Source organism: Amaricoccus sp., assembly GCF_047602525.1.
Lineage (GTDB): Bacteria > Pseudomonadota > Alphaproteobacteria > Rhodobacterales > Rhodobacteraceae > Amaricoccus.
In genome coordinates this window covers 3,610,525-3,636,858 of record NZ_JASGHB010000001.1, presented here as the reverse complement: position 1 = coordinate 3,636,858, position 26,334 = coordinate 3,610,525, and the positions used below count along the sequence as shown (strand labels likewise).

At 71.1% G+C, this 26,334-nt stretch carries 24 protein-coding genes, 1 tRNA gene and 1 other RNA gene; 9 read left to right on the top strand and 17 right to left on the bottom strand.

The annotated features are described in order from the left end of the window. Positions 1 to 51: 51 nt before the first annotated feature. The 3 genes from QM699_RS18580 (at position 52) to QM699_RS18570 (ending at position 3,142) form a co-directional block, all read left to right on the top strand. Positions 52 to 1,344: a lipoprotein-releasing ABC transporter permease subunit gene (locus QM699_RS18580; RefSeq protein ID WP_415012488.1), complete on the top strand. Its 1,293-nt coding sequence runs from the start codon at positions 52 to 54 to the stop codon at positions 1,342 to 1,344. Positions 1,345 to 1,652: 308 nt separating this feature from the next. Continuing rightward, a complete protein-coding gene (locus tag QM699_RS18575) occupies positions 1,653 to 2,336 on the top strand; it encodes an ABC transporter ATP-binding protein (RefSeq protein ID WP_415012487.1) in 684 nt (227 codons plus the stop codon). Continuing rightward, the gene (locus QM699_RS18570) at positions 2,333 to 3,142 is read left to right on the top strand and encodes an inositol monophosphatase family protein (RefSeq protein WP_415012486.1); all 810 of its coding nucleotides are present in this window, start codon (positions 2,333 to 2,335) and stop codon (positions 3,140 to 3,142) included. Before QM699_RS18575 ends, QM699_RS18570 begins: the two co-directional genes overlap by 4 nt. A 60-nt stretch (positions 3,143 to 3,202) precedes the next feature. On the opposite strand, the gene murD is transcribed toward QM699_RS18570, so the two are convergent. The 10 genes from murD to QM699_RS18520 form a co-directional block, all read right to left on the bottom strand. Further along, on the bottom strand, positions 3,203 to 4,606 hold the full coding sequence (gene murD, locus QM699_RS18565; RefSeq protein WP_415012485.1) for a UDP-N-acetylmuramoyl-L-alanine--D-glutamate ligase: 1,404 nt from the start codon (positions 4,604 to 4,606) through the stop codon (positions 3,203 to 3,205). A 148-nt stretch (positions 4,607 to 4,754) separates the two neighbouring features. Then, positions 4,755 to 5,840 carry a phospho-N-acetylmuramoyl-pentapeptide-transferase gene (gene mraY, locus QM699_RS18560; RefSeq protein WP_415012484.1) on the bottom strand — a complete coding sequence of 362 codons (1,086 nt, stop codon included), beginning with the start codon at positions 5,838 to 5,840 and terminating at the stop codon, positions 4,755 to 4,757. Between the two features lie 52 nt (positions 5,841 to 5,892). Next, positions 5,893 to 7,335 (bottom strand): UDP-N-acetylmuramoyl-tripeptide--D-alanyl-D-alanine ligase, encoded by a 1,443-nt coding sequence (locus QM699_RS18555; protein ID WP_415012806.1) that lies wholly within the window; start codon positions 7,333 to 7,335, stop codon positions 5,893 to 5,895. A gap of 59 nt (positions 7,336 to 7,394) precedes the next feature. Beyond that, positions 7,395 to 8,915 carry a UDP-N-acetylmuramoyl-L-alanyl-D-glutamate--2,6-diaminopimelate ligase gene (locus tag QM699_RS18550; RefSeq protein ID WP_415012483.1) on the bottom strand — a complete coding sequence of 507 codons (1,521 nt, stop codon included), beginning with the start codon at positions 8,913 to 8,915 and terminating at the stop codon, positions 7,395 to 7,397. A gap of 42 nt (positions 8,916 to 8,957) precedes the next feature. After that, entirely contained in the window at positions 8,958 to 10,751 is a 1,794-nt protein-coding gene (locus tag QM699_RS18545) for a peptidoglycan D,D-transpeptidase FtsI family protein (RefSeq protein ID WP_415012482.1), read from the bottom strand. Then, the gene (locus tag QM699_RS18540; RefSeq protein ID WP_415012481.1) at positions 10,748 to 11,173 is read right to left on the bottom strand and encodes a cell division protein FtsL; all 426 of its coding nucleotides are present in this window, start codon (positions 11,171 to 11,173) and stop codon (positions 10,748 to 10,750) included. The genes QM699_RS18545 and QM699_RS18540 overlap by 4 nt, the downstream gene beginning before the upstream one ends. Continuing rightward, the gene (gene rsmH / locus QM699_RS18535; protein WP_415012480.1) at positions 11,170 to 12,168 is read right to left on the bottom strand and encodes a 16S rRNA (cytosine(1402)-N(4))-methyltransferase RsmH; all 999 of its coding nucleotides are present in this window, start codon (positions 12,166 to 12,168) and stop codon (positions 11,170 to 11,172) included. The genes QM699_RS18540 and rsmH overlap by 4 nt, the downstream gene beginning before the upstream one ends. Beyond that, positions 12,165 to 12,668: a division/cell wall cluster transcriptional repressor MraZ gene (mraZ, locus tag QM699_RS18530; protein WP_415012479.1), complete on the bottom strand. Its 504-nt coding sequence runs from the start codon at positions 12,666 to 12,668 to the stop codon at positions 12,165 to 12,167. Before mraZ ends, rsmH begins: the two co-directional genes overlap by 4 nt. 519 nt (positions 12,669 to 13,187) lie before the next feature. After that, positions 13,188 to 13,591: RNase P RNA component class A (gene rnpB, locus QM699_RS18525), an RNA gene on the bottom strand. A gap of 8 nt (positions 13,592 to 13,599) precedes the next feature. Further along, positions 13,600 to 14,928 carry a pseudouridine synthase gene (locus tag QM699_RS18520; protein WP_415012478.1) on the bottom strand — a complete coding sequence of 443 codons (1,329 nt, stop codon included), beginning with the start codon at positions 14,926 to 14,928 and terminating at the stop codon, positions 13,600 to 13,602. Between the two features lie 246 nt (positions 14,929 to 15,174). Here QM699_RS18520 and QM699_RS18515 point away from each other — a divergent pair, with 246 nt between their 5' ends. The 3 genes from QM699_RS18515 (at position 15,175) to QM699_RS18505 (ending at position 17,527) form a co-directional block, all read left to right on the top strand. Continuing rightward, positions 15,175 to 15,630, top strand: coding sequence for a nucleoside deaminase (locus QM699_RS18515; protein WP_415012477.1), 456 nt, complete (start codon positions 15,175 to 15,177; stop codon positions 15,628 to 15,630). Between the two features lie 148 nt (positions 15,631 to 15,778). Then, positions 15,779 to 16,870, top strand: a complete 1,092-nt coding sequence (gene cysK, locus QM699_RS18510) for a cysteine synthase A (RefSeq protein WP_415012476.1) — start codon at positions 15,779 to 15,781, stop codon at positions 16,868 to 16,870. An 18-nt stretch (positions 16,871 to 16,888) separates the two neighbouring features. Beyond that, positions 16,889 to 17,527 (top strand): SOS response-associated peptidase, encoded by a 639-nt coding sequence (locus QM699_RS18505; protein WP_415012475.1) that lies wholly within the window; start codon positions 16,889 to 16,891, stop codon positions 17,525 to 17,527. Between the two features lie 34 nt (positions 17,528 to 17,561). Here the strand turns inward: QM699_RS18505 and QM699_RS18500 are convergent, their stop codons facing one another. The 7 genes from QM699_RS18500 to QM699_RS18470 are packed head-to-tail and all read right to left on the bottom strand — an operon-like array spanning position 17,562 to position 24,096. Then, a complete protein-coding gene (locus QM699_RS18500; protein WP_415012474.1) occupies positions 17,562 to 18,491 on the bottom strand; it encodes a hypothetical protein in 930 nt (309 codons plus the stop codon). Further along, entirely contained in the window at positions 18,491 to 19,606 is a 1,116-nt protein-coding gene (locus QM699_RS18495) for a primosomal protein N' (replication factor Y) - superfamily II helicase (RefSeq protein WP_415012473.1), read from the bottom strand. Before QM699_RS18495 ends, QM699_RS18500 begins: the two co-directional genes overlap by 1 nt. A gap of 11 nt (positions 19,607 to 19,617) precedes the next feature. Next, entirely contained in the window at positions 19,618 to 20,781 is a 1,164-nt protein-coding gene (locus QM699_RS18490; protein WP_415012472.1) for an SPFH domain-containing protein, read from the bottom strand. A gap of 12 nt (positions 20,782 to 20,793) precedes the next feature. After that, positions 20,794 to 21,819 carry a DUF2927 domain-containing protein gene (locus QM699_RS18485; RefSeq protein WP_415012471.1) on the bottom strand — a complete coding sequence of 342 codons (1,026 nt, stop codon included), beginning with the start codon at positions 21,817 to 21,819 and terminating at the stop codon, positions 20,794 to 20,796. Between the two features lie 8 nt (positions 21,820 to 21,827). Beyond that, positions 21,828 to 23,006 carry a toxic anion resistance protein gene (locus QM699_RS18480; RefSeq protein WP_415012470.1) on the bottom strand — a complete coding sequence of 393 codons (1,179 nt, stop codon included), beginning with the start codon at positions 23,004 to 23,006 and terminating at the stop codon, positions 21,828 to 21,830. A gap of 20 nt (positions 23,007 to 23,026) precedes the next feature. Further along, positions 23,027 to 23,932, bottom strand: coding sequence for a 5-bromo-4-chloroindolyl phosphate hydrolysis family protein (locus QM699_RS18475; RefSeq protein ID WP_415012469.1), 906 nt, complete (start codon positions 23,930 to 23,932; stop codon positions 23,027 to 23,029). After that, positions 23,932 to 24,096, bottom strand: coding sequence for a hypothetical protein (locus QM699_RS18470; RefSeq protein ID WP_415012468.1), 165 nt, complete (start codon positions 24,094 to 24,096; stop codon positions 23,932 to 23,934). Before QM699_RS18470 ends, QM699_RS18475 begins: the two co-directional genes overlap by 1 nt. Positions 24,097 to 24,295: 199 nt before the next feature. Here QM699_RS18470 and QM699_RS18465 point away from each other — a divergent pair, with 199 nt between their 5' ends. The 3 genes from QM699_RS18465 to QM699_RS18455 all read left to right on the top strand — a co-directional run bounded on the left by QM699_RS18465 (position 24,296) and on the right by QM699_RS18455 (position 26,283). Further along, on the top strand, positions 24,296 to 24,499 hold the full coding sequence (locus QM699_RS18465) for a cold-shock protein (RefSeq protein WP_415012467.1): 204 nt from the start codon (positions 24,296 to 24,298) through the stop codon (positions 24,497 to 24,499). Between the two features lie 139 nt (positions 24,500 to 24,638). Further along, positions 24,639 to 26,117 (top strand): M10 family metallopeptidase, encoded by a 1,479-nt coding sequence (locus QM699_RS18460; RefSeq protein WP_415012466.1) that lies wholly within the window; start codon positions 24,639 to 24,641, stop codon positions 26,115 to 26,117. A 91-nt stretch (positions 26,118 to 26,208) separates the two neighbouring features. Next, positions 26,209 to 26,283, top strand: a tRNA-Gly gene (locus QM699_RS18455). The last annotated feature ends 51 nt before the right edge of the window (positions 26,284 to 26,334 follow it).

Sequence of the window (26,334 nt, the reverse complement as noted above, 5' to 3'; positions counted from 1 at the left end):
CACGCCACGGCCCTTGACCCCGCGGCCCGGCGCTCGCAGGGTCCGCGCGCCATGAGAGACGCCGCATCGCCCCCGCCCTTCGCCGCCTTCGAATGGCTGATCGCCTGGCGCTACCTCCGCGCCCGGCGCAAGGAGGGCGGGATCTCGGTCATCGCCTGGTACGCCCTGATCGGCGTGATGCTCGGCGTCGCGACGCTGATCGTGGTGCAGGCGGTGATGTTCGGCTTCCGCGAGGAGTTTACCGAGCGAATCCTCGGGGCGAACGCCCACGTCACCGTCTACTACGCGCCCGAGTTCGACGCGAACGGCAACCAGGACCGCCTGATCCCCGACTACGACGATCTCGCGCGGCGGCTGGCCGCCGTGCCCGGCGTGACCCACGCCGCGCCGCAGATCCGCGGGCAGGTCATGGTGTCGGCCAACGGCCGCGCCTCCGGCGTCGAGGTGATCGGCATCCGGCCGGAAGACCTCGCCAGCATCCCGCTCGTCGCCCACCCGGAGACCTCCGGGGGCAGCCTCGACGACTTCGGGAACGGCATCGCCATCGGGGCCGGCGTGTCGCGCGACCTCGGCGTCGGGGTCGGCGGCACGCTGACGCTGATCTCGCCCCAGGGCATGGACACGCCCTTCGGCACGCAGCCGCGGGTCAGCGACTACACGGTCACCTACGTCTTCGGCGTCGGCCGCTACGACATCGACAAGACCCGCGTCTACATGCCGTTCACCGAGGCGCAGTCGTTCTTCGACCGCGAGGGCGGCGCCGACGAAGTCGAGGTGATGGTCGAGGACCCCGACCGCATCGAGGCGATGCTGCCGGCGCTTGCCGCCGCCGCCGGGCCGCGCGCCGTGCTCTGGACCTGGAAGGACGCCTCCGGCGCCTTCCTCTCGGCACTCGATACCGAGCGGCGGGTGATGTTCATCATCCTCTCGCTCGTCGTGCTGATCGCGGCGATGAACATCATCTCCGGCCTCGTCATGCTGGTGAAGAACAAGGGCCGTGACATCGGCATCCTGCGCACCATGGGCCTGACCCAGGGCTCGATCATGCGGATCTTCTTCCTCTGCGGCTCGCTGATCGGCGTGGTCGGGACGGTGCTCGGGGTCGTGCTCGGCTGCCTTTTCGCGTATTATATCAAGGACATCCAGATGCTGGTCGAAAGCCTGCTCGGCGCCTCGCTCTGGAACCCGGAAATCCGCTACCTGACAGAGATCCCCTCGCGCCTGCGCTGGCAGGACGTGGGCGCCGTGGCCGGCATGGCGCTGCTGCTGTCGTTCGTCATCACCATCTGGCCGGCGCGCAACGCGGCCCGGATGCACCCGGTCGAGGCGCTGCGGTATGAGTGAGACCGTCGCGATCGCCCTGCTTTTCTTCTTTCGACCGAAGCGCGCCCGCGCGCGAGTCCCGGCCCGACAAGAAGACGCTCCGGTGGAGCATCTTCCGGGGCGGGCGGCCTTTGACCCGTCAAAGGCCGCGGGGGGTCGAGATTTCTGCGGCAGGGCGCCATCCGTCCGCGGCTGCCCCGGCGGACGCGGAATCGCGTCTGCCCCCCGCAGGGGCAGCCGCGGACGGATTTGCCACGCGTCAAATCCGTCTTTCTCCGCTGTCGCGACCGGCTGCCAGCCGAGTGCCGCTCCAACGTCGCGAGCCCCCCATGCCTGAAGTCCTCCGCCTCGACGCCGTCGCCAAGACCTACAACCCCGGCACCGCCGCCGCTGTCACCGTGCTCGACGGCGCCTCCCTTACGCTGCGGGCCGGCGAGGTGGTCGCCCTCGTCGCGCCGTCGGGCGCCGGCAAGTCGACGCTGCTCCACATCGCGGGCCTGCTCGACCAGCCGTCGGCCGGGCGTGTGCGCCTGCTCGACCAGCCGGTCGAGACCGCCTCGGACGCCACGCGCACCCGCCTGCGCCGGGACAGCGTCGGCTTCGTCTACCAGTTCCACCACCTGCTGCCGGAGTTCTCGGCCGTCGAGAATGTCGCGCTGCCGCAGCGCGCCGCCGGGGTTGCGCGCGCCGCCGCCGCCGCGCGCGCCGGCGAGCTGCTCGGGGCCGTCGGCCTCGGCCACCGGCTCGACCATCGTCCGGCCGAGCTGTCGGGCGGCGAGCAGCAGCGCGTCGCCGTCGCCCGGGCGCTCGCCAACCGCCCGAAGCTGCTGCTCGCCGACGAGCCGACCGGCAACCTCGACCCGGAGACCTCGGCGCGCGTCTTCGACATGCTGCTCGGCCTCGTCCGCTCCACCGGGCTCGCCGCGCTCATCGCCACCCACAACCCCGAGCTGGCCGCCCGCATGGACCGAACCCTGCGCCTCGACCAGGGCCGCATCGAGGACGCCGCATGACCCAAGCCGCCGACATCACCACCCGCCTGACCGCGGCCCTGCCCATCGTCGAGGCGGCCGGAGCGCATGCGCTGCGCTACTTCCGCCAGCCGCTCGCCGTGGAGAACAAGCTCGCCGGCCACGGCGGCGCCGGGGGCTTCGACCCGGTGACGGTCGCCGACCGCGAGGTCGAGGCGCTGATTCGCGAACGCCTGCTCGCGCTCTGGCCCGACTGCCCGGTCGAAGGCGAGGAGGCCGGCCTCACCCCGGGCACCGGCCCGTGGTCGTGGATCGTCGACCCGATCGACGGCACCCGCGCCTTCATCAGCGGGATGCCGGCCTGGGGCGTGCTGCTCGGCCTGCGTCACGAGGGCCAGCCGGTCGGCGGCATGATGCACCAGCCGTTCACCGGCGAGACCTTTCTCGGCGGTGCCGGCCACGCGCTGCACCGGCGCAACGGCGTCGAGACGCCGCTCGCCACCTCGCGCCGCACCGATCTCGGCGGCGCCATCCTCTATTCGACCCACCCCGACATCTTCACCACCGACGCCACCCGCGCCGGCTTTGCCCGGGTGGCCCGGGCGGTGCGGATGGTCCGCTACGGCGGCGACTGCTACGCCTATTGCCTGCTCGCCATGGGCTTTGTCGATCTCGTCGTCGAAAGCTCGCTCCAGCCCTACGACATCCAGCCCGTCGCCCCGATCATCACCGCGGCCGGTGGCGTCGTGACCGACCTCGACGGTGCCCCCCCGCTGCGTGGCGGCACCGTCGTCGCCGCCGCGACGCCCGAGCTGCACGCCGCTGCGCTCGAGCTCATGCGGGGATAGCGCCCGGGCAAGCTCCCCGGGCAGGCGCGCGCGCTCCAGCTACCGCACTGGCGGCGATCCCTACCCCACCCGCTCCCGCACCAGCGCGGTGAACCGATCGCCCCGCGCCTCGAAGCTGGTGAACTGGTCGAAACTCGCGCAGGCCGGCGCCAGCAGCACGGTGTCGCCCGGCTCCGCCTCGGCCATCGCCGCCGCCACGGCGGCTTCGAGCGTGCCCGCCACGACGTGCGGCACCTCGCCCAGCGTCAGCGCGAAATCCTCCGCCGCCTCGCCGATCAGGTACGCCTTCGCCACGTGCGGGAACAGCCCGCGCAACGGCGCGATGCCGCCCTCCTTGGGCCGCCCTCCGGCGATCCAGCGCACCCGCTCGAAACTGCCGAGCGAGCGCGAGGCGGCGTCGGCGTTCGTCGCCTTCGAATCGTTCACCACCCGCACGCCATTCCACTCGCCGACCAGCTGGCTGCGATGCGGCAGGCCGGGATAGGTGGCGAGCGCCGGCTCGATCGCCCGCGGCCCCAGCCCGAGCGAGCGCGCCACCGCATAGGCCGCACAGGCGTTCTGGTGGTTGTGCGCCCCGGGCAGCGTCGCCATGCCGCGCAGGTCGACCGACGCCTGCTGCTTCCCGTGCCGCCATTCGGCGAGAAAGCCCTTGCGCGCGAACACCGACCAGCCGGGCCGGTCGAGCTTGCGGCCGGAGGAAATCTCGATCACCGGATCGCCGGTGCCGGCCTCCTCGCGCATGGTGTTCGCCAGAAACCGCCCCTCGTCCTCGTCGACGCCGACGATCGAGCGCGACGGCCCGCCCTCGGCGAACAGCCGGCGCTTGGCGGCGAAGTAGCCGCCCATGCCGCCGTGACGGTCGAGGTGGTCGGGCGAGAGGTTCAGGAAGACGGCGATATCGGGCTGCAACGCGCGGGCCAGCTCGATCTGATAGGACGACAGCTCCAGCACCACCACCATGCCGTCCTCGGCCGGGTCGAGGTCGAGGACGCCCCGGCCGATGTTGCCGCCGACCTGCACCGACCGCCCGGCCGCGGCCAGCACGTGCGCGGTGAGCGCGGTGGTGGTCGACTTGCCATTGGATCCGGTGATGCAGACGACGGAGGGCATCCGCTCGAACTCATGCCACGCTTCCGTCGCGAACGAGCGGAAGAACAGGCCGATGTCGTTGTCGACCGCGACGCCCGCATCCCAGGCGGCGCGCACCGCCGGGTGCGGCGCGGGGTAGAGGTGCGGGATGCCGGGCGAGACGATCAGCGCCTTCACCCCGTCCCACGCCTTCGCCTTCGTCAGGTCGGCGAGCGCGATGCCCTCGGCCGCCGCCGCCGCCCGTGCGGCCTCGCCGTCGTCCCACGCGACGACCTCGGCCCCGCCCGCCTCGAGCGCGGCAACCGTGGGCCGGCCGGAGCGGCCGAGGCCGAGGACGGCGACCTTGTGGCCGTCATAGCCGCGGACGGGGATCATGCGTATTTTCCTATCGAGACAGGCGCCGGACGCCCGGAGCGCGCTTGCATGCGAGGCCCGGCGGGACACGCCGGCGCCCGGCATCGGTCAAAGGCAAATCCCCGCGAAATCATCCCCTCACCCACTCGTTCACGCCTGAAGCCACGCCCTACCGCAGCTTCAGCGTGGCAAGTCCGATCATCGCGAGGATGAGCGAGATGATCCAGAAGCGGATGACGATCTGCGGCTCGGCCCAGCCCTTCTTCTCGAAGTGGTGGTGGATCGGCGCCATCAGGAACACCCGCTTCTTCGTCCGCTTGTAGTAGGCGACCTGGATGATGACCGAGAGCGCCTCGACCACGAACAGGCCGCCGATGATCGCCAGCACGATCTCGTGCTTGGTCGCCACCGCGATCGCGCCGAGCGCCCCGCCCAGCGCGAGGCTGCCGGTGTCGCCCATGAACACCGCCGCCGGGGGCGCGTTGTACCAGAGGAACCCGAGCCCGCCGCCGACGAGCGCCGCGACGAAGATCAGAAGCTCGCCGGTGCCGGGCACGTAGTGGACCCCGAGATAGGCTGAGAAGTCCTCGCGTCCGACCGCATAGGCGATGATCCCGAGCGAGCCGGCGGCGATCATCACCGGCATGATGGCGAGCCCGTCGAGCCCGTCGGTCAGGTTCACCGCATTGGCCGAGCCGACGATCACCAGCATCGCGAAGGGCAGGAAGAACCAGCCGAGGTTCAGGAGCGCGCTCTTGAACACCGGAAACGCCAGCTCTCCGGTCAGGTCGGCGGGGTGGAGGTACATCGCCCAGCCGGCGGCGACCAGCGCGATCAGGAAGCCGGCGAGAAGCCGCACCTTGCCCGAGACGCCCGCCACCGTCTGCTTCCGCACCTTGGCATAGTCGTCGGCAAAGCCGATCAGCCCGAAGCCCAGCGTCACGAACAGCACCATCCAGACGAAGCCGTTCGACCAGCGCGCCCAGAGCAGCGTCGAGGCGACGATGGCCGACAGGATCAGCAGGCCGCCCATGGTCGGCGTGCCCGCCTTCGTCACCAGATGGCTCGCCGGCCCGTCCGCCCGGATCGGCTGACCCCGGCCCTGCTTCACCCGCAGCATCTCGATCAGCGGCCGCCCGAACAGGAAGCCGTAGATCAACGCCGTGAAGAACGCGCCGCCGGCGCGAAACGTGATGTAGCGAAAGAGGTTGAGCGCGCTGAGATTCTGCGACAGCTCGGCAAGGTAATAGAGCATGCGTCCGGTTTCGCCTCTAGGGATATCACGAGGGCCCGGAGGCCCCGACTCGTCACTCGGCCGCGTCGGCCAGCCGGGCCTCGCCCAGCCGCTTCAGCGCCTCGACCACCTGCCCGACCCGCGAGCCGTTCGAGCCCTTGACCATGGCGATGTCGCCGGCATCGACCAGCCGCCGCACCTTGGCCGCCATCGCCTCCGCGTCCGGGAACCACTCGCCGCGCTGCCCGCCCGGCAGCGCCTCGTAGAGCGCCCGCATGCGTGTGCCCGCGCAGTGCACCGTGCTGATCTGCGCCAGCGCCGGCACCGCCGCGAGCCCGGCGTGCAGCGCCCGCTCCTCGGGCCCGAGCTCGAGCATGTCGCCGAGGAAGGCGATGCGCCGCCCGCGCGCCACCCGGCCGACGCCATCCTCCGGCCGCGCCCCGGCGAAGACCTCGAAGGCCGCCGCCATCGCCGCCGGATTGGCGTTGTAGCTCTCGTCGATCACCGTGATCGCGCCGTCGACGCCCGCCGGCCCCAGCGCCACCGTCCAGCGCGCGCCCCGTCCCTCCGGCGCCTGCCAGCCGCCGAGCGCCAGCACCGCGCGGCCGAGATCGCCGCCCAGCGCCTCGACCGCCGCCAGCACGCCGAGCGCGTTCATCGCCAGGTGCCGCCCCGGCGCGCCGAGCCGGTAGTAGAACTTCCGCCCGCCCGCGACCGCTGCGGCCGACGTGGTCGAACCGTCGACGCGCACCTCCGCCAGACGGTACTCCGGCCGGCCGGTCGCGCCGAAGCGGACGGCGCGCACGCCCGCCCGCCGCGCGGCGGCGAGCAGCACCGGGTAGGTCGGCGTATCCCGGTTCAGCACCACCACGCCGCCCGGCTCCAGCCCCTCGACGATCGCACCCTTTTCCCGCGCGATGTCGCGGATGTCGCGGAACGCCGCCAGATGCACCGCCTCGACCGTCGTTACCATCGCCACGTGCGGCCGCACCAGCCGCGCCAGCGGCGCGATCTCGCCCGGCGCGTTCATGCCGATCTCGAACACCGCATAGTCGCGGTCGGGCGCCATCCGCGCCAGCGTCAGCGGCACGCCCCAATGGTTGTTGAAGCTCTTTTCCGCCGCATGGACCGAGCCCTGCGCCCCGAGCGCGGTGCGCAGCATCTCCTTGGTCCCGGTCTTGCCGACCGAGCCCGTCACCGCCACCACCCGGCCACCGAACCGCGCCCGGGCCGCCCGTCCGAGCGCCCGCAGCCCGTCGAGCACATCGCCGACCACGAGCAGCGGCGCATCCGCCGGCACGCCCTCGGGCACGCGGGCGACCAGCGCCGCCGCCGCGCCGCGCGCCAGCGCGTCCGCGACGAACTCGTGCCCGTCGCGCGCCGCCGACAGCGCCACGAAGAGATCCCCCGGCGCGATCGAGCGCGAGTTGATCGAAACACCCGTCGCCACCCAGTCCCGCGCGCTCACGCCTCCGGTCGCCGCCACCGCTGCGTCGCGCGTCCAGAGCGCCGGCATCGCGCGCACGGCCATCGCGTCCCCCACCATCGCGCCGCCCGCCATCGCGCCGCCCGCCGTCACGCGCCGAGCCCGTCGAGCGCCGCCACCGCGACGCTTGCCTGCTCGATGTCGTCGAAAGGCAGGATGTCCTGGCCGATGATCTGGCCGGTTTCGTGTCCCTTGCCGGCGATGAGCAGGGCGTCGCCCGGCTCCAGCGCGTCGACGGCCGTCAGGATCGCCTCGGCCCGGTCACCGATCTCCGTCGCCTCGGGCGCACCCTCGCGGACCGCCGCGCGGATCACCGCCGGATCTTCGCTGCGCGGGTTGTCGTCGGTGACATAGACCACGTCCGCCGCCTCCGCCGCCGCACGGCCCATCAGCGGCCGCTTGCCGCGGTCCCGGTCGCCGCCGGCGCCGAACACCACGTGCAGCCGGCCCATGACATGCGGGCGCAGCGCGTTGATCGCGGTCGTCAGCGCGTCCGGCGTGTGGGCGTAGTCGACGAACACCGCCGCGCCGTTCGTCCGGGTCGCCGCCCGCTCCATCCGGCCGCGCACCGTGCGCAGCGCGCCGAGCGCCGGCAGCACCGCCTCGGCCGCGGCGCCGGCCGCGATGGCGAGACCGGCCGCGACCAGCGCGTTCTGCGCCTGAAAGCCGCCGATCAGGTCGAGCCGGGCCTTCTGGCTGCGCCCGCCCCAGGCGAACAGCAGCTCCTGCCCGGTCGCGTCGAACCGCTGCCCGAGGATGCGCAGGTCGCAGCCCTGCGCCCGCCCGACGGTCAGGACCGACTGCCCCCGCCCCTTGGCGATCGTCCGCACCCGCGGCCCGTGCGGGTCGTCGAGGTTCACGACGGCCGTCCCCTGCCGCGGCAGGACCCGGTCGAACAGCGCGAGCTTTGCGGTGAAGTACGCCTCGAAGTCGGGATGATAGTCGAGATGGTCGCGGGTGATGTTGGTGAAGCCCGCCGCGAGCAGCCGCACCCCGTCGAGCCGGCACTGGTCGAGCCCGTGCGAGGACGCCTCCATCGCCGCGTGCGTCACCCCCTTGTCGGCCAGCTCGGCCAGCAGGCGGTGCAGCGTGATCGGCTCGGGCGTCGTCGCGGACAGCGGTGCCGCGATCGCGCCCTCGACGCCGACGGTGCCGATGTTGACCGCGCTCTCGCCCATCGCCTCCCAGAGCTGCCGGGTGAAGCTCGAGACCGACGTCTTGCCGTTGGTGCCCGTCACCGCGACCATCACTTCGGGCTGGCTCTGGAACCAGCGGGCCGCGGCGATGGCGAGCACGTGCCGCGGCCGGTCGCTGACGATGACCGGCACGTCGATCCGCCCCAGCGTCGCCTCGATCCGCGCGAGCCCCGCGGCATCGGTCAGCAGCGCCGCCGCGCCCATGCGCAGGGCGGCGGGCGCGAAATCCGCGCCGTGGACCTTCGTGCCGGGCAGGGCCGCGAACAGGTGCCCGCCGCGGGTGTCGCGGCTGTCGACCGACAGCCCGGTCAGCTCCGGCAGGCGGCCCGACCAGTCGCCGGCCCGGCGCGTCCCGGTCAGGAGCCCCAGCGTCTCGAACTCCGTCAGCTTGTCCGTCCGATCCGATCCCGTCATTCGCACCCGGCCCATGGCTCGATTGCCCCGCACCCCCCTCGGCTAGTGATTTCCGGCGAGCGTGTAAAGCAGCGGCGCCTCCGCCCGCGCGGGTTCCTCCGGGCGCATCCCGAGCACGGGAGCGATGCGGCGGATCGCATGCGCCAGCACGGGGGCGGCGGTCAGCCCGGCGGTGCGGAACGCGGTGTTGTTGATGAAGCTCGTCGGCTCGTCGAGGCAGATCACCAGTACGTATTCCGGGTCGTCCGCCGGGAAGAACGAGGCAAAGGTCGCGATCGTCTTGTCGCGGGCATAGCCGCCCCAGGCGGTCGGCTTGTCGGCGGTGCCGGTCTTGCCGGCGACGTCGTAGCCCGGCACGTCGGCCTTTTCGGCGGTTCCGCGCACCACCACCTGCCGCAGCATCGCGCGGATCTGCCGCGAGGTGCGCTCGGAGACCACGCGGTCGGCCTCGGTCGGCGGCGCCTCGCCGGCGATGATCGACGGCTTCACCCGCAGGCCGCCGTTCACCAGGCTCGCATAGGCCGCGGCGAGATGCAGCGGCGTCACCGCCATGCCGTGGCCGTAGGAGACGGTGATCGTCGACAGCTCCGACCACTGCTTCGGCAGCAGCGGCGCGGTCTTCGCCGCCTCGGTCAGCTCGACCGGCGACGGCGCCATCATGCCGATCTTGTCGAAGAACGCCTTCTGCCGCTCGGCCCCGACCATGAGGCCGATGTGCGCCGCGCCGATGTTGGACGAGTTGACGAGCACATCCTCGACGGTCAGCCGCGGCCCGTAGTTGTGAAAGTCGCGGATGGTGAAGCGGCCCCACTTCATCGGGCCCTTGGTGTCGATCACCGTCTGCGGCGAGATCAGGCCCGCTTCGAGACCCATGGCGACGGTCAGGGGCTTGAAGGTCGAGCCAAGCTCGTAGCGCCCCTGTGCCGCGCGGTTGAACAGCGGGCTGTCCGCCGGGTCGCCCTTGGTCGGCAGCGCCGGGCGGTTGTTGGGGTCGAAGTCGGGCAGGCTGGCCAGCGCCTCGATCTGCCCGGTCTTCGCCTGCATCAGGATGCCGACGGCACCCTTGGCGTGCAGGTCGGACACGCCCTGCGCCAGCACGTCCTCGAGCGCCGTCTGCACGCGCAGGTCGATCGACAGCCGCAGCGGGTCGTTCACTTCGGCCGGGTCGCGCAGGCGGGCGTCGAACACCCGCTCGACCCCGGCCGTGCCCACCACCTCGGCCGCATCCACCCCCTCGCGGCCGAAGCTCGCGCCGCCGAGCACATGCGCCGCCACCGCGCCGTTCGGGTAGAGCCGCGTCTCGCGCGGCCCGAACAGCAGCCCGGGCTCGCCGATGTCATGGACCAGCTGGCGCTGCTCCGGCGAGATCGTCCGCTTGATCCACAGGAACTTGCGCCCGTCGGTCAGCTGCGCCGCCAGGGTCTTCTCGTCGAGGTCGGGGAAGATCGCCGCGAGCTTCCGCGCCGCGCCCTCCGGGTCGATCAGATCCTTCGGCTGGGCGTAGAGCGAGGCGGTGACGATGTTGGTCGCCAGCACCACGCCGTTCACGTCGACGATGTCCGCCCGCTGGGCATGGATCGGCTCGCCGTCGCCCGCGGCCCGCGGCTCGACCGGCACCGAGGCCGAGACCAGCGCCATGCGGCCCGCCACGGTCGAGAATCCGAGGATGAACACCACCCCGAGCAGCAGGAGGCGCGTTTCCGCCTTGGCCCGCTCGGCCCGGTGCCGCTCGGCGAGGCGCGCGGCGCGCTCCTCGGCCTCCACCAGATCGGGGTCGCTGCCCTCTGCCCGGGCGCGCAGGATGCGGGCGAGCGGCCGGAGCGGGCGGCGGATCACTGCGAATCTCCCACGGGTCGTGCGAGCGGCATCCGTGCGGCCGCGCGCAGGGCGTTCGACGCCGCCGCGCCCTGGGACGGCGCCGGGTTGGCCGCGACGACGCCCGCCACCATGTCGGCCAGCGCGTCCTTCGGATCCGGCGGGAACGGCGCGTTCGCCACGTCGCCGAACTGGTCGGGTGTCAGCTCGGCCAGCCCGAGCTGTGCCTCGTTTGCCTTCACCAGCTGCTCCAGCCGGTCGGGACGGTTCAGGTACTCCCATTCCGCGGTCAGGACCGCGATCGCCTCGCGCTCCGCACTGATCTCCTCGCGCAGGTCGGCGACGCGGTTCATCGCTTCCTGCGTCGCGTAGTTCACCCGGTAGGCCCAGGTGGCGCACACCACCACCAGGACCGACGCCGACAGATAAAGCACCAGTTTCACAATACACCTCCGAACCCGACCTGCGGCAGACCGAGCGCCACCGGGTCCACCCGACCCGCCGGCACGTCGAGCCGGCGCGCCACACGCAGCTTGGCCGAGCGCGCCCGCGGGTTTGCCGCGACCTCGGCTTCCGACGGCAGGATCGCCTTCTTCGGCGCCAGCATGAACCGCGGCGCCTCGGCCTCGGCCTCCGGCGCGTGCCGGCTGCCGCGCGGCCCGGCGCCGGAGCGGAGCTGCAGGAAGCGCTTCACCATGCGGTCCTCGAGCGAGTGGAACGTCACGACCGCGAGCCAACCGCCGGGCGCCAGCGCCCGCTCCGCCGCGGCCAGCCCGGCCGCAAGCTCGCCCAGCTCGTCGTTGACCGCGATGCGGAGCGCCTGGAACACCCGCGTCGCCGCGTGCGGCTCGCCGCGCTTCGGCCGTGGCAGCAGCCGCTCCAGCAGGCCCGCGAGCTGCAGCGTCGTCTCGAACGGCACCTTGGCCCGGTCCGTGACGATCGCCCGCGCGATCCGCCGCGAGGCACGCTCCTCGCCATAGCCATAGAAGATGTCGGCGAGCACCGCCTCGGGCAGGCGGTTCACCAGGTCGGCCGCGCTCGGCCCGGTGCCGCCCATCCGCATGTCGAGCGGCCCGTCCTTCTGGAACGAGAAGCCGCGATCCGCCTCGTCGATCTGCATGGATGACACGCCGATGTCGAGCACCACGCCGTCGAGCGCCGGGGCGCCGGCGGATGCCGCCAGCCGGTCGAGCGTACCGAACCGCCCCTCGGCCAGCGTCAGGCCGGGAAACTCCGGCGCCCAGCCAGCCGCGCGGGCGAGCGCGCTCGCGTCGCGATCGACGCCGATCACCCGCGCCGCGCCGGCGTCGAGCAACGCCCGGGAATAGCCGCCGGCGCCGAAGGTGCCGTCGAGCCAGACGCCCGCGACCGGGGCCACCGCCTCGATCAGCGGATGAAGGAGGACGGGGACATGGGCGGCGAACGGGGCGGCCATCATGATTCGCCTCCAGGTAGAGCGTCGAGCGCCGCGAACGGATCCTCGCCCTCGGCGAGCCCGTCGCGCCAGGCGTCGAGATCCACCATGTCCTGCGCGTAGTCGGCCGGCGCCCAGACCTGGAAATGCTCGCCCATGCCGGCGAACAGCGCCTCTTCGGTCAGGTTGAATCGCTCCCGGATCTTCTGCGGCAAGACCATCCGTCCGTTCTCGTCGACCTGTGCATAGATCGACTGAGTATTGAGCAGACGTTCGAGCGCCTTTCTCTGCGGCGAGAAGCTCGGCAACTTCGAGACCTTCTCGTCGAGCCGGGTGGCCCCCTCGACGGTGAAGCCCTCGAGACAGCCGCTCGGCATGCCGTAGATCAGCACCAGTGTCGGGTTCTGGCCGGGGCCCCAGTCGGGATCGCCGTCTTCGAGGACGCGGCGAAACGGGGCCGGGACCGACACGCGGCCCTTCTGGTCCACCTTGTGGACCGACTCGCCCCTGAAGCGCCGTATCACCGGCCTCTTCTCCTGTCCTCGGGTCCGGTCTTGTGCCGGATCATCGCTTTCGCCCATGCGAAACGAAAATGGCGGGCCGTGCTGCCTGGGCACGACCCGCCATCTGGTCCCTTTGGGCCTGGCCCGACTGCCGCGGTATTACTGCTCGTTCCGTCTGGTCTAGGTCGGGTCTTCTTTCAGTGAGGAAGTAGCGGGCCTGTATGAAACCTGCCTGGTTTCTGATCCGGGTCTTTTCGCCCTTATTCCGAATACCGCTGCCTTCCGTGATTCAGTGGATAACATGGGAGGTCATGGGATTCAATGGAATTTTGTGGGACTTGAGCCCCTCTCTTCGAAACAGTGTTGCGCACAGCTGTATTCACGCGAAATTGTCCCAAGAGTTGCGTTAGCATCTGCAGCAAACCACAACATGTGCCTCTACCATAGGTTTTGTTGCGGCGCAAAAAAATCGTTAAAGTTGTGCACTCTCAGGAACCGAGTCCACTCGGTCGCCTTGCGGCCTCGAATCGTTGGGATTTCTCGTGCGGACGGCCTGTAAGCCGGGTCTTGTGACGGCAGAAAACCGCCGACGACCATTCCTCTAGACCCGCCGTTGCCGACGGATTCCAGCAGCCAACCCGGATCGCTCGGGCGGGAGAAACCCTGGGGACAGGCCCCGCGCGATCCCTATTTGGCCTTGCTCCTGGCGGGGCTTGCCATGCCGCCGACGTTGCCGCCGGCGCGGTGGGCTCTTACCCCACCCTTTCACCCTTGCCGTCCCATGCAATCCCATGGACGAATCCATGGCAGCGCATCGGGGCGGCGGTCTCCTCTCTGTGGCGCTTTCCCTCGGGTTGCCCCGGGCGGGCGTTACCCGCCGCCATCTCTCCCTGGAGCCCGGACTTTCCTCGACACTTTCGCGCCGCGGTCGCCCGGCCGTCCGCACGGCGCCCTACTTGGGCCGGCGCGGCGCCGGGGTCAACGGCTTCCCGGGTTTTCCCCGCGAGGTCGCCGCCGGTTTGCCGCCTCCAGAATGCGGCTTATGCGAGTATTCCCTGCCGCGCTTCGCGGCGGACCCGGGCGCCTCCGCCGCGCCCGCGGCCCGGCCGGAAGCCCCCCCGGCGGCGGCGCCGGGCGCAGCCTTGCCGGGGGATTTACTGGCGGCCTTGAAGGGCTTCACCCCGCTGCGCCCACCCGCGTCGCCCGGGCGGCTGCGGGCGCCGCTTCCCGCTGCGCCCGAGTCGCCCCGGCCTGAATTTCCTCGACCCGAATCTCCTCGACCCGAGTCGCCTTTGCCGGGTTTGCCCGAAGCGCCCTTGACCGAGGCACCCGTGCCCGAACCGCCCTTGCCCGAAGCGCCCTTGCCTGAGCGGCCCCTGCCCTTTCCGCCAGCGCCGGGTCCGCTGTGTCCCGAGTCGCCATTGCCCGAGCCACCGTTGCCCGAGCCACCGTTGCCAGAGTCGCCATTGCCAGAGTCGCCATTGCCCGAGGCGCCATTGCCCGAGGCGCCACGGCCCGACTCGCGGGCCGGGCCGCCGGCGCCGGTGAGCCCGAGCTGCTCGCGCAGCACCTTTGCCCGGACCTCCTCGACCCCGCCCGGTTCCAGCTCGCCGAGCTGGAACGGACCATAGGAGACGCGGATCAGGCGATTCACCTTGAGCCCCACCGCCTCGAGCGCCCGGCGCACCTCGCGATTGCGCCCCTCGCGCAGCGACACCGTGAGCCAGACGTTCGCTCCCTGAGTCCGGTCGAGCGTGACGGTCATCGGCTGGAAACGTTCGCCGTCGACGGTGATTCCCCGGCGCAAGGGCTCGAGCATGACGTCGGTCGCCTCGCCGTGGGCGCGCACGCGATACTTGCGCAGCCAGCCGGTCGTCGGCAGCTCCAGCCGGCGCTTCAGCGCGCCGTCATTGGTGAGGAGCAGCAGGCCTTCCGAATTCAGGTCGAGCCGGCCGACGCTCACCACACGCGGCATCTCCGCGGGCAGGCGCGAGAACACCGTCTCCCGCCCCTTCTCGTCGCGCTCCGAGGTCACGAGCCCGACCGGCTTGTAGTATCGCCACAGACGCGCCGGCTCCGGTGCCGCCAGCGGCTGGCCATCGACCAGGATCCGGTCGCGCGCCGTGACGTTCCGCGCCGGGCTGTCGATGACCTGACCGTTCACCGAAACCCGGCCCTCGGCGATCATCGCCTCGGCCGACCGGCGCGAGGCCACCCCCGCACGCGCCATCCGCCGCGCAATGCGTTCCCCGCCATCGTCCCTGTCGCCCGCCGCGCTCATGCCCCGCTCTTAGGCCATGTCGCCACACGTCCACAATGGCGGTGCGCACCGCCCCCCATCCCGCGAGGAAAAGCGCGCCCAGCACGATGAGCAAGATGTCCTGTTCCACCGACGCCACCCCGAATCGCATCGCCACCCCGAACCTAAACGGAACGTTAAGCGAACGACCCGCGGCGGCAAAATCCCCCGGCGCGGATAGGTTAATGTCCCTTGCCCCGCGCCGGCCCCGGCGCCATAGCACCGGGCATGGTCCGCTTTGCGCCGCACATGGAGACCGCCCTCGCCGAGGCCCGCGCCGCTTTCGCCCGGGCCGAGACGCCGGTCGGCGCGGTGATTGTCGATCCGGCGACCGACCGGATCGTGGCGCAGGCCGGCAACCGCACGCGGGAGCTGCACGACCCCACGGCACACGCGGAAATCCTCGCGATCCGGGCCGCCTGCGCCGCACTCGGGTCGGAGCGGCTGCCCGGCCTCGACCTCTATGTCACGCTCGAGCCCTGCGCCATGTGCGCCGCCGCGATCTCGGCCGCGCGCATCACCCGGCTGTGCTACGGCGCGGCCGACCCGAAATCCGGCGGCGTGGAGCATGGCGCGCGGGTGTTCGCCCACGCCCAGGCGCACCACAAGCCCGAGGTCTGGGGCGGTGTCGCCGAGCGCGACTGCCAGGCGCTGATGCGCGCCTTCTTCGCCGAGCGCCGCTGACCGGACAATCTAAGCGCGACTTTTCATGCGATATTTCAACTACTTGCCCATACCCTCCCGCGCGAAATCCTCTCCTTGCCCCGCGCACGGCTCTGTGAGAGGTTGCCGCCCCGACCGGCATCGGGCCGGCCCCGAGAGGATGAACGCCATGGGCATGGACGGAAGCGAGAGCGGCCTGCGCCGCACCACCGGCCGCGGCCGGCTGTACGACAGCATCGTGGATACCGTCGGCAACACGCCCGCGGTCCGGATCAACCGCCTCGCGCCGGAGGGGGTGACGATCTACGTCAAGTGCGAGTTCTTCAACCCGGCCGCCTCGGTGAAGGACCGCCTCGCGCTCAACATCATCGAGACCGCCGAGCGCGAAGGCCGGCTGAAGCCCGGCCAGACCGTCGTCGAGGCGACATCCGGCAACACCGGCATCGGCCTTGCCATGGTCTGCGCCGCCAAGGGCTATCCCCTCGTCATCACCATGGTCGAGACCTTCTCGGTCGAACGGCGGCAGCTGATGCGGATGCTCGGCGCCAAGGTCATCCTGACGCCGAAGGCCGAGAAGGGCACCGGCATGGTCAAGAAGGCCAGGGAGCTGGCCGAGAAGCACGGCTGGTTCCTCGCCCACCAGTTCGAGACCGGGGCCAACGCCGCGATCCACGAGTCGACCACGGCGCAGGAGATCGTCGGCGACTTCGGCACGGGCCGGCTCGACTACTTCGTCACCGGCTATGGCACCGGCGGCACGCTCGCGGGCGTCGGCCGGGTCATCAAGAAGCAGTGGCCCGACCTGAAGATCGTCCTCTCCGAACCGGCGAACGCCCAGTTGATCGGCTCGGGCAAGCCGCAGGAGCGGACCGCCGAAGGCGAGCCGGCGGCGAGCCATCCGGCCTTCGAGCCGCACCCGATCCAGGGGTGGACGCCCGACTTCATCCCGCTGGTGCTGCAGGAGGCGATCGACGGGCACTACTACGACGCGCTCGTGCCGGTCGCGGGCCCCGAGGGCATGAAGTGGGCGCGCGAGCTGGCCGCGAAGGAAGGCATCCTGACCGGCGTCTCGGGTGGCTCGACCTTCGCGGTGGCGCTCAAGGTGGCCGAGACGGCCGCGCCAGGCTCTGTCATCCTCGCCATGCTGCCCGACACCGGCGAGCGCTATCTCTCGACCCCGCTGTTCGAGCCCTACGGCGCCGACATGAACGAGTCGGAACTCGAGGTCATGCGCTCGACGCCCGGCTTCCAGCTCGGCTGACCGGAGACTGCCTGACCGATGTGCGGCCGCTACATGATAACCTCGAGCTTCGAGGCAATGGCGCAGCTTTTCGAGGCGGAGCCCGGCGAGCTCGGCCCCGAGGAGCTGCGGCCCAACGTCTCGCCGACCGAGCAGGTGCCGGTCGTGCGGAGCCAGGACGGCACGCGCAGCATCGAGCTGATGCGCTGGGGGTTCATCCCCCAGTGGTACAAGTCGCCGACCGGCGGGCCGCTGCTCATCAACGCGCGCTCCGAGAAGATCGCCGAGCGACCGGCCTTCAAGGAGTCGATCCGTACCCACCGCTGCCTGCTGCCCGCGAATGGCTTCTACGAGTGGCAGGGCGAGAAGGGCGCGCGGGTGCCGTGGGCGATCCACCCGGCCGCTGGCGGCCTCTTCGCCTTCGCCGGCCTGTGGCGGGCATGGCGCGGGCCGAACGGCCTGATGCCGAGCGTCGCCATCGTCACCTGTCCGGCCAACGCCGCCCTGCGGCCGATCCACGAGCGGATGCCGGTGGTGGTGGAGCCCGACGACTTCGCGCTCTGGCTGGGCGAGAGCGGGCACGGGGCGGCCCGGCTGATGGAGCCCGCCGCCGAGGACCGTCTCGTCGCCGCCGAGGCGAGCGCCGAAACCCGCTCGATCCTCAGCCGCCGGGACTGATGCCCGAGCCGATCCCGGGACCGATCCCGGGGGTCTATCCCACCGGGCACGCCGCGAGCGCGCCGCGCAGGCTGCGGCTCGAGCCGGAGAGCGAGAGCTTGCCCTCGGTGGCGCCATCGACGGTCACGGCCACGTCGCGGTCCCGTCCGCCGAGGCGGGCCGACAGGTCGCCGTCCGCCAGCGGCACGACGAAGGCCCCGCCGGCGCCCTCCTCGAACGACGCCTTTACCGTCTCCGCCCCCTGACTGAACGCGAATCCGAGGCTGACCGCATCCGCCTTCGGCCGTTCGTGGAACGTCACGGCGAGGAACGGCTTGCCGCCGAGGCAGAACGCCGCAAGGAACGCGATGCCGCCGGTGCCGCCGCCGAGCGCCACCGGGCTCGATCCCGGCACGTTGCGCAACGTCCAGCCCGGCGCGATCGCCTGAATCCGGGCCGGCGCGGCGTCTCCGGCGGACTTGGAAGCACCGGCGGACGGCGCGGGTGCGTCGATCGCGGGTTCCGCCGGGTCGTTGCTCGCGAAGGTCCACGTCCGCGTGCAGGTGTCGGCGCCGATGCGATCGGCCTCGCCGCAGAGCGAACCGTGATAGCCGGCGAGCACCCGCGGCAGAGGCGAGCCGCTCTCGATCTCGACGCCTTGCAGATAGCCGAAATCGAAGCGGTGATAACCGTTGCCCGGCTCGGAGAGCCAGGCGCTGACCGGGCAGCCGGCCGACCCGCAGAACGCGCTCCACGCGTCCCTGCACTCGAGGTTGGCGAGATTGACGAGAAAGTCGTCGCGGCCGTCGCCGTTCAGGTCGCGAACGGTCTGGTAGCCCGAGAGGATGCTGGGGGTGCCGCCGAGATCGCGACAGAATGCCGTCTGCTCCTCGGTGAATTCCATCAGCTCCGGCGGCGGCTCCGCGCCCGCCCAGGCCCGGCCGGCCAGCACCAGCGCCCCGAGGCTCACCGTCAGCAGGCGCATCAGAACCGTCCTCCCATCTGCACGAAGGCGAGCAGCGCCGCGAGCAGCACCATCACCACCACCACCAGCGCGATCTTGCCGGTGGAATAGGGCCGCTCGCCCTGCACCGCGCCCGTCCGCCCGTTCACCACGAAGCGGAAGCTCTTGCCACGGTAGCGGTAGGCCGCCAGCCAGACCGGCAGCAGCACATGCTTGAAGGTCAGCGCGCCCACCTCGGTGGAGAGCCGGCCGATCTGCTGCTGGTCACCGCCGATGTCACGTCGGACGTCGGACTGGATCACCGCGTTCATGATGTCCTTTGCCTCGCGATAGCCATCCTCTACCGGGACTGTGTAGCCTTCCGCACGGAACCCGGCGAGGAACTTCGGATCATAGGCCGACAGCGCGGAGAGGTCCCACGGGGCGAGCGCGTCGGTAAACCGCTTCGGCAGGCTGGACGAGCCGAGCACCAGCACGTCGTCGAACGTCCGGGACACCCGGCCGCTCGCCGGCCGCCAGACGACGCGGGCGACCTGCTGCATCTGGGTCTGCTGCCGGCCGTTCACCATCACCGTCACCGGCCGGCTTTCGTGATGCACCGTGCCGCGCTGGCCGGTGTACTCGGTCACGGTCTCGGCGTCGTACGTCCAGTACGGGGCGTAGATCCCCTGCATCGCCCGGCCGGCGCGGGCATACTCGACGAGGTTCGACGGGGCGAACCACAGCCGCCCGAGCCAGCGGCTCATGGCGGCGCGCGCCTCGGCCTCGGAGATCAGGAAGGGCAGCTGCGCCTGCGGCTTGATCTGGCGGGCGATGCCGGTGTCCGTGACGATCGGCGTGGCGCAGAACGGGCATTCCCGGGCGTGTTCGTCGTGCCCCAGCTCCACCTTGGCGCCGCAGTTCGGGCACTGCACGAAGCGCGCGTCCTGCACCGCCGACGGCGGCGGGCCGCCGCGCTCGACGGCGCGCAGGTCGAGCTCGGGCAGGCGGCCGCGGTGCTCCTCGACCGGCTCCTCGTGGCCGCAGTGATCGCAGACGAGCTTGCCCGGGCCCGGCGAGAATCGCAGCTCCGAGCCGCAGGCCGGGCAGGCGAAACGGTGGTCCAGCGCCGCCGGAGCGGCCGTGTCGAGCGTCATGTCCCTTGGCCTCAGGCCGGCGGCGGGGGCGGCGGCACGGCGCCGAAGACCTCGGCCAGCTCGGCCACGTCACGGCCGCGCACCCAGTCCGGGCCGGCGGGTGTCCAGAGCCAGCTGTCGCGGGTGACGGTGCCGTCGGCCACCATGCGCGCCAGCTCGGCCCGGACGTAGGGGCCGGTCGCCTTGCCGTCGACAGCGAGATGCCACTTCGTTTCGGCCGGGGGCGGCGGTGGCGCCGCAGCCGCCGGCGCCGCACCGGCTGGGGCACCGGCGGCCGGGGACGCGGCAGCGGCCGGCGCGGCCGGCGCCGTCCCCCACGGGCCGGTGCGCGACAGGCGGTCGGCCATGCCCATGCCCATCCCCATGCCGATGCCCGCGCCGATGCCGCCGCCCCCGCCGGGGTTCTCCGCCGCCTTGCCGAGCGCCTCGGCGGCGGCAAAGTCGGTGTACTTCTGCAGGTCGCCCGCGACCGCGGTCGACGTGCGCTTGTCCATCACCGCCTCGACCTCGGCCGGCAGCGAGACGTTCTCGATGAAGAACGCCGGCAGCTCGAGGCCGTAGGCGGCCACCATCGGCGCGATGCGCTCATGGACGAGCTTCGCGAGGTCGAGCGTGTTGGCCGCCATGTCGAGCACAGGGATCCCGCTCGACGCGATGATCTGGCTGAAGTGCGTGACGATGATGTTGCGGATCTGGAACTCGATCTCGTCCGTGGTGAACGTGCCGTCGGTGCCGACGATCTCGATCAGGAACTTCGCCGGATCCTTCACCCGCATCGTGTAGGTGCCGAACGCGCGGAGCCGCACCACGCCGAACTCCGGGTCGCGGCACATGATCGGGTTGCGCGTCCCCCACTTCAGATCCGTGAAGTTGCGGGTGTTGACGAAGTAGATCTCCGACTTGAACGGCGACTGGAACCCGTGGTCCCAGTGCTGCAGCGTCGTCAGGATCGGCAGGTTGTTGGTCTCGAGCTGGTAGAGGCCCGGCCCGAAGGTATCGGCGAGCTGTCCCTCATGGACGAAGACCGCCGCCTGCCCCTCGCGCACGGTCAGCTTGGCGCCGTACTTGATCGCATGTCCCTGCCGCTCGAAGCGCCAGACGATCGTGTCGCGGGTGTCGTCGGTCCAGTGGATGACGTCGATGAACTCGCCGCGCAGAAAGTCGAAGATCGCCAAGGCGTCGCTCCTTCAGTTCGTCGCCACCGTCACGCCCGAGTCGCGCTCCTCGGCGGCGCGGGCGTCGGCGGCGATGGCGGGCAGGAGCGGCAGCACTTCGGCCGCCGTCATGCCCGGTTTGAGGCGGGGATCGTAGAGCATCCGGAGCAGGATGGCATCGTGCTCCGTCAGCACCGCGAATTCGAGATCGTCGTTGTAGAGCGAGGGCCGCGCCTCGGGGCTGTCGTTCGGCAGGCCCATCGCCTGGGACATCTCTTCCTGAACGCAGGACATCTTGGTGAAGGCCGGATGCTCGGCCCGGATCAGCACGAACACGGCGGAGTAGACCGACGAGTTCGTCTTGTCCCAGAAGGTGTAGGTGATGCAGAAGTCGTCCACCGAGGCATTGCGCAGCGCGGTGACGACGGCGGGCGCGAAGTCCGGGTAGGTCGAGTGCACCTGATCGGCAAAGGCCTGGCGCTCGGCGCTGGTCATGAACAGCACGAGGAAGTTCGGGCTGGTTCCGTCGGACAGCGCGATGTCGCGGCCGGTCAGGTGCGCGAGCCGCTGGGTGAACGCGGCGACGTTGCCACGGTCGCGCGCGGCATCCTCGGGCGACTCCGACGCGCCGGTCATCACCGAAACCCGGACCGGCGTCTCCCACCGCCGGATCGGCGCCGGCCGCTCCTCGTGCATGAAGCGGCCGTTCACGTCGGTGTATTCGTCGTAGAGCGCGATGTGCACGAAATCCCGGATCAGGTCGTCGTTGCTGAACGGCGCGTCCGGCGGCGCCGGATCCTGTCGCAGCCGGCCGGCCGCGAACAGCTGCTGCTCGACACCGGCGTAGAACGTGCGCAACGCCTCGACGTCCGACGGGGGGGTGCCGCTCGCCGGCGCCCGAGGCTCGGGCGGCGCGTCTTCCAGCAGGCTGGCCGCGGCAGGTGCGGGCGGGGCGACCTCCGGGGTGCCGGCGCAGCCGGCGACGACCAGCGCCAGCGCGCCCGCGCCGAGCTGCATCCGTCCCGCACGGATCGGGCCGCGACGCGGCGCCGCTGCCATGACGCTCCTCAGGACTTTGCCGACGTGCCCGGTGCCGCCGAACGCGCCCGCGCCGAGGCGAGCGTCGCCTTCAGCTCGCCCTCCATGCGCAGCAGGCTCCGCTCCGCCTCCGCGCGCCTCGCCTTGCCCTCGTCGGCGATGCGCAGCGAGTCCTCGATCGTCGCAATGAGATCCTCGTTCGCCTTCTCCACCGCCCCGATGTCGAACACCCCGCGCTCCAGCTCCGTCCTGATCTCGGCATTGGCCGTGCGCAGGTTCTCGGCGTTCTTCCGCAGCAGGTCGTTCGTCAGGTCGTTCGCCTCCTTCACCGCACCCGACGCCTCGCGCGAGCGATGGATCGTCACCGCCTGCGCCAGCTGCGTCTCCCAGAGCGGCACGGTGTTGACGAGCGTCGAGTTGATCTTGGTGATGAGGCTCTTGTCGTTCTCCTGCACCAGCCGGATCGACGGCAGGCTCTGCATCGTCACCTGCCGCGTCAGCTTCAGGTCATGCACCCGCCGCTCCAGGTCGTCGCGGGCCGAGCGGATGTCGCGCAGCTCCTGCGCCTTCATCACCGCCTGGCCTTCCGGCGCGCCGTCGACCTCGGCCTGCTTGACCGGAATGTCCTTCGCGTCCAGCTCGGCGACCTTCGCCTCGCCCGCGGCGATGTAGAGCGCCAGCTCGTCGTAGAAGGCGAGCGTCTTCTCATAGAGCTTGTCGAGCGACTTCACGTCCTTCAGCAGCGTGTGCTCGTGCTGCAGCAGCTCGCCGGTGATCCGGTCGATCTGGCCCTGCACCTGCTCGTAGCGCGCCATGAAGCCGGCGATCGGCTCGCCGCCGCCGGTGATGCGCTCCCACCAGCTGCGCTTGCGGTTGGGGTCGAGCTCGTCGACGGTGAAGCCGCGCAGGCTCGTCACCATCTCGCGCAGCGAGGTGCCGGCAGGGCCCACGTCCTTGTTGCGGACGCCGGACAGCATCTCCTGGCTGATCGCCTGAAGCTCCACCTGCGCGGCCGAGCCGAAGCGGATGATCGACTGGGTGTTCGTCACGTCGATCTCGGCCTTTCGCCGCTCGATCTCCGCCCGCGTCGCCGGGTCCGCGACATCGGCCGGCTGCACCTCACCCTTCGGCTCCGGAAGCAGGGTCGCGGTCACGCTCTCCACGTCCTTCAGCGTCGCCTCGGCCTCCGCGCGCACATCCTCGGCCATCGCCGGTCTCCTCTGTCGGTCTAGCGGGCGACGAGCCCGTCCTGTTTCAAACGATCGCGCAGCACCTCGATCTCGACATCGAGATCGCTGCGGTCCTCTTCCAGCAGATGCGTCCGCTGCGCATCGAAGCTCGTCTCGAGGTCGCCGAGCAGATCCTCGTAGGCGCCCCGGACACCGGCATCCCGGCTGCGGGCCCAGACGTCGGCGAACTTGACCGTCGCGTCACGCAGGCCGAGCAGGTAGACGCTGAGGAACGCGCGCGCCCGCGGCAGGTCGCGCGGATCGCGCTCCACCGCCCGGAACACATCGCGCGCCTTGTCGCAGAGCCGGTCGACCCGTCCCTCGAGCCGGCGGTCGCCGAACCCCGCGGCCGCCGCCACCGTCTGCCGCACCAGATCCTCCGCCTGGTCGATCGCTCGCGCCACCCGGTCGTTGGCGAAATCGTCGACCCCACCCATGCCCTTGCGCCGCATCGGGTCGATCCCGAACGCCAGCACATGTGCCCCTGCCGCCACGGCGCCAAAGACGACCGCCACCGGCACCGCCTGACCCAGGCTGAGCACACCGGCCGCCAGCACGCTCACTCCCGTCAGTGCCGCGGCGAAGAGCTTGCGCGGGATCGCCGGGGGCCGCGCCACCGTGCGCGCGTCATACGACGCCTCCGCCCGCAGGCCCTCGTTCAGCAGAACCGCTCCGGCGATCAGCCCGGCAAACGCGCCAAGCTCGCCCAGCATCTCGGCCGCGTTGCCGCGCGAGATCGCCCCGAGACCGGCGAAAAGCAGCGGCGTCGGCAGCAGGAACATGAGCCGCGCCCGCAGGCTGACCCGACGGGCCCGGCGGGCCGCGACGAGCGGCACGGGACGATCCTGGCGCACCCCGTCCCGGGCGCCATCGGGCGAATACCTGCCGCCGAAGCGCTGGGCCATCAGCCGAGCGCCCCGAAGCCGGTGGCGAGCACGATCGCCGCCAGCACGACAAATCCAAACAGCCGCACGATCGGTTGATTCATCTGGACGTTGGCACCCTCGGCCTGTTGCCTCCGGAACATAATGGCGCGCCGCCCCGGTTGCCAGAGGCTGCGGGCCGGCATGGACGCCACCGGGACTGCCTCACGAGCAGGCATTTCCACAGGACGCGCGAAACTGCCGTCACCCGCGCTGACGACTCGCTTTTTTTAAGTCCCGAATTGGGGTAAACATTGCTCCTGAAGATCTTCGCTGCCTGAGGCTGCTTCCAAGTCATCCGCGGGGTCGCGAAGGGTCGACGGCGCAAGATAAAGGTTGCTTGGAATGGCAAAAGGCACTGTGAAGTGGTTCAACACCGAAAAGGGCTACGGTTTCATTCAGCCCGCTGACGGTGGCAAGGACATCTTCGTCCACATCACCGCCGTCCAGGCCGCCGGCCTCCAGACCCTCAAGGACAACCAGCCGATCGAGTACGAATTGATCGACGGCCGCGACGGCCGGAAAAGCGCGGGCCAGCTCAAGGTCTGAGCGCGCGTCCGGCTCACCCGAGCCGCGCGCGCCGGCCACTTAACCTCCCCTGCACCACACCGTCTCGCGATCGTTGCGCGGCGGCAGCTGTTGCCGTTACCTCGGATTCTGCTCGGGGGAGTGGTGAGGGGAACGTGCCATGGCCGGTCTTGGAACGGTCGCGCGCAGCGGTGACGCGCGCGTCGATGGGCTGTTGTCGGGCTACGCCTGGGACAGTCTCAGCCTGACCTTCAGCGATCCCGACCAGGCGGCCGACTTCGGCAGCGGCTATCCCTCCAGCCTCTCCGGCTTTTCCCGCGTCTCCGCCGCGACGCTCGCCGCCGCCCGCGCCGCGCTCGACGCCGACTCCGGGCGCGCCGCGCACGCCGGGTTCACGGTCGAAGGCTTCACCGGGCTGTCGCTGCGCTATCTCGCCGGGGGCAGCGGCGCCGCCGACATCCGCCTCGGCAACAGCAGCACCGCCGCGACCGCCTTCGGCTACATGCCCGGCGAGGGCGCCGGTGGCGACGTCTGGTTCGGCGGCTCCGGGCGGGCGCCCCGGGTCGGGAACTACGATTACGTCACCGTCCTGCACGAGCTCGGCCACGCCCTCGGCCTCAAGCACTCCCACGAGGCCGGCAGCTTCGGCGCGGTGCCGCTCGCCCTCGATTCGCCCGAATTCACCGTGATGACCTATCGCGCCTGGGCGGGGGCGCCGGCCACCAGCTACCGCTTCGGGGCGTGGGACGCGCCGCAGACCTACATGATGCTCGACATCGCCGCCCTGCAGGAGATGTACGGCGCGAACTACACGGTGAATGCCGGCGCGACGATCTATCGCTGGACGCCCGGATCCGGCCGCACGCTGGTCAACGGCAGCGTCGGCCTCGATCCCGGCGGCGACCGCATCTTCGCGACCATCTGGGACGGCGGTGGCCGGGACACCTATGACCTGTCCGCCTACGCCACCGGGGTGAAGGTGAACCTCGCCCCGGGCGCCGCGTCGGTCTTTTCGACAGGGCAGCTCGCCGACCTCGGCGGCGGCCCGAATGCCGGCCACGCGCGCGGCAACATCTTCAACGCGCTGCTGCATGACGGCGATGCCCGGTCGCTGATCGAGAACGCCACCGGCGGCGCCGGGTCGGACGTGCTGACCGGCAATGCCGCCGGCAACGTCCTGATCGGCAACGCCGGCAACGACCGGCTCGCCGGCGGCGCCGGCAACGACTGGCTGGGCGGCGGCGGCGGCCACGATCGTCTGGTGGGCGGCGCCGGTCCCGACACGCTCGTCGGCGGCCGGCAACGTGACGTCTTCGTCTTCGCCAGAACCGCCGACTCACGTCCGGGCGCCGTCGACAAGCTGGCCGCCGGCGGCCACGCCCCCGCCTTCGACGGCGCGGGGGACGCCGCGGGCGACGTCATCGACCTGCGCGGCATCGACGCCGATGTCGTGCGGCACGGCAGCCAGAGCTTCACGTTCGGGGGCAGCGGACGCGGCCATCTCTGGCTCGACGACGTGGGCGGCGTCACCCACGTCTACGGCAACGTCGACGACGACGCGGCCGCGGAGTTCGAGATCGCCATCCTCGACGGCCGCGTCCGCGCGCACGACTACACCGCCCACGACTTCCTGCTCTGACCCCTGGAAAGCGCCGGGCGTTTCGCCGTCACGACAGCCGAATTTTGCGCTTGCGCCCCCCAGCGGCCTCCCCTATATCCGCCCCCGGAACGCGGGTGTAGCTCAGGGGTAGAGCATAACCTTGCCAAGGTTAGGGTCGAGGGTTCGAATCCCTTCGCCCGCTCCAGATTTCCACCGGGAAATCAAATCGCTAAAAGGCGCCCTCCGGGGCGCCTTT

Coding starts and splice junctions, on each gene's coding strand:
- QM699_RS18580 (WP_415012488.1), top strand. CDS start 52: ATGAGAGACGCCGCATCGCCCCCGCCCTTCGCCGCCTTCGAATGGCTG.
- QM699_RS18575 (WP_415012487.1), top strand. CDS start 1,653: ATGCCTGAAGTCCTCCGCCTCGACGCCGTCGCCAAGACCTACAACCCC.
- QM699_RS18570 (WP_415012486.1), top strand. CDS start 2,333: ATGACCCAAGCCGCCGACATCACCACCCGCCTGACCGCGGCCCTGCCC.
- murD (WP_415012485.1), bottom strand. CDS start 4,606: ATGATCCCCGTCCGCGGCTATGACGGCCACAAGGTCGCCGTCCTCGGC.
- mraY (WP_415012484.1), bottom strand. CDS start 5,840: ATGCTCTATTACCTTGCCGAGCTGTCGCAGAATCTCAGCGCGCTCAAC.
- QM699_RS18555 (WP_415012806.1), bottom strand. CDS start 7,335: ATGCCGGCGCTCTGGACGCGCGACGCAGCGGTGGCGGCGACCGGAGGC.
- QM699_RS18550 (WP_415012483.1), bottom strand. CDS start 8,915: ATGACGGGATCGGATCGGACGGACAAGCTGACGGAGTTCGAGACGCTG.
- rsmH (WP_415012480.1), bottom strand. CDS start 12,168: ATGATGGCCGCCCCGTTCGCCGCCCATGTCCCCGTCCTCCTTCATCCG.
- QM699_RS18520 (WP_415012478.1), bottom strand. CDS start 14,928: ATGAGCGCGGCGGGCGACAGGGACGATGGCGGGGAACGCATTGCGCGG.
- QM699_RS18515 (WP_415012477.1), top strand. CDS start 15,175: ATGGTCCGCTTTGCGCCGCACATGGAGACCGCCCTCGCCGAGGCCCGC.
- cysK (WP_415012476.1), top strand. CDS start 15,779: ATGGGCATGGACGGAAGCGAGAGCGGCCTGCGCCGCACCACCGGCCGC.
- QM699_RS18505 (WP_415012475.1), top strand. CDS start 16,889: ATGTGCGGCCGCTACATGATAACCTCGAGCTTCGAGGCAATGGCGCAG.
- QM699_RS18500 (WP_415012474.1), bottom strand. CDS start 18,491: ATGCGCCTGCTGACGGTGAGCCTCGGGGCGCTGGTGCTGGCCGGCCGG.
- QM699_RS18495 (WP_415012473.1), bottom strand. CDS start 19,606: ATGACGCTCGACACGGCCGCTCCGGCGGCGCTGGACCACCGTTTCGCC.
- QM699_RS18485 (WP_415012471.1), bottom strand. CDS start 21,819: ATGGCAGCGGCGCCGCGTCGCGGCCCGATCCGTGCGGGACGGATGCAG.
- QM699_RS18480 (WP_415012470.1), bottom strand. CDS start 23,006: ATGGCCGAGGATGTGCGCGCGGAGGCCGAGGCGACGCTGAAGGACGTG.
- QM699_RS18475 (WP_415012469.1), bottom strand. CDS start 23,932: ATGGCCCAGCGCTTCGGCGGCAGGTATTCGCCCGATGGCGCCCGGGAC.
- QM699_RS18470 (WP_415012468.1), bottom strand. CDS start 24,096: ATGCCGGCCCGCAGCCTCTGGCAACCGGGGCGGCGCGCCATTATGTTC.
- QM699_RS18465 (WP_415012467.1), top strand. CDS start 24,296: ATGGCAAAAGGCACTGTGAAGTGGTTCAACACCGAAAAGGGCTACGGT.
- QM699_RS18460 (WP_415012466.1), top strand. CDS start 24,639: ATGGCCGGTCTTGGAACGGTCGCGCGCAGCGGTGACGCGCGCGTCGAT.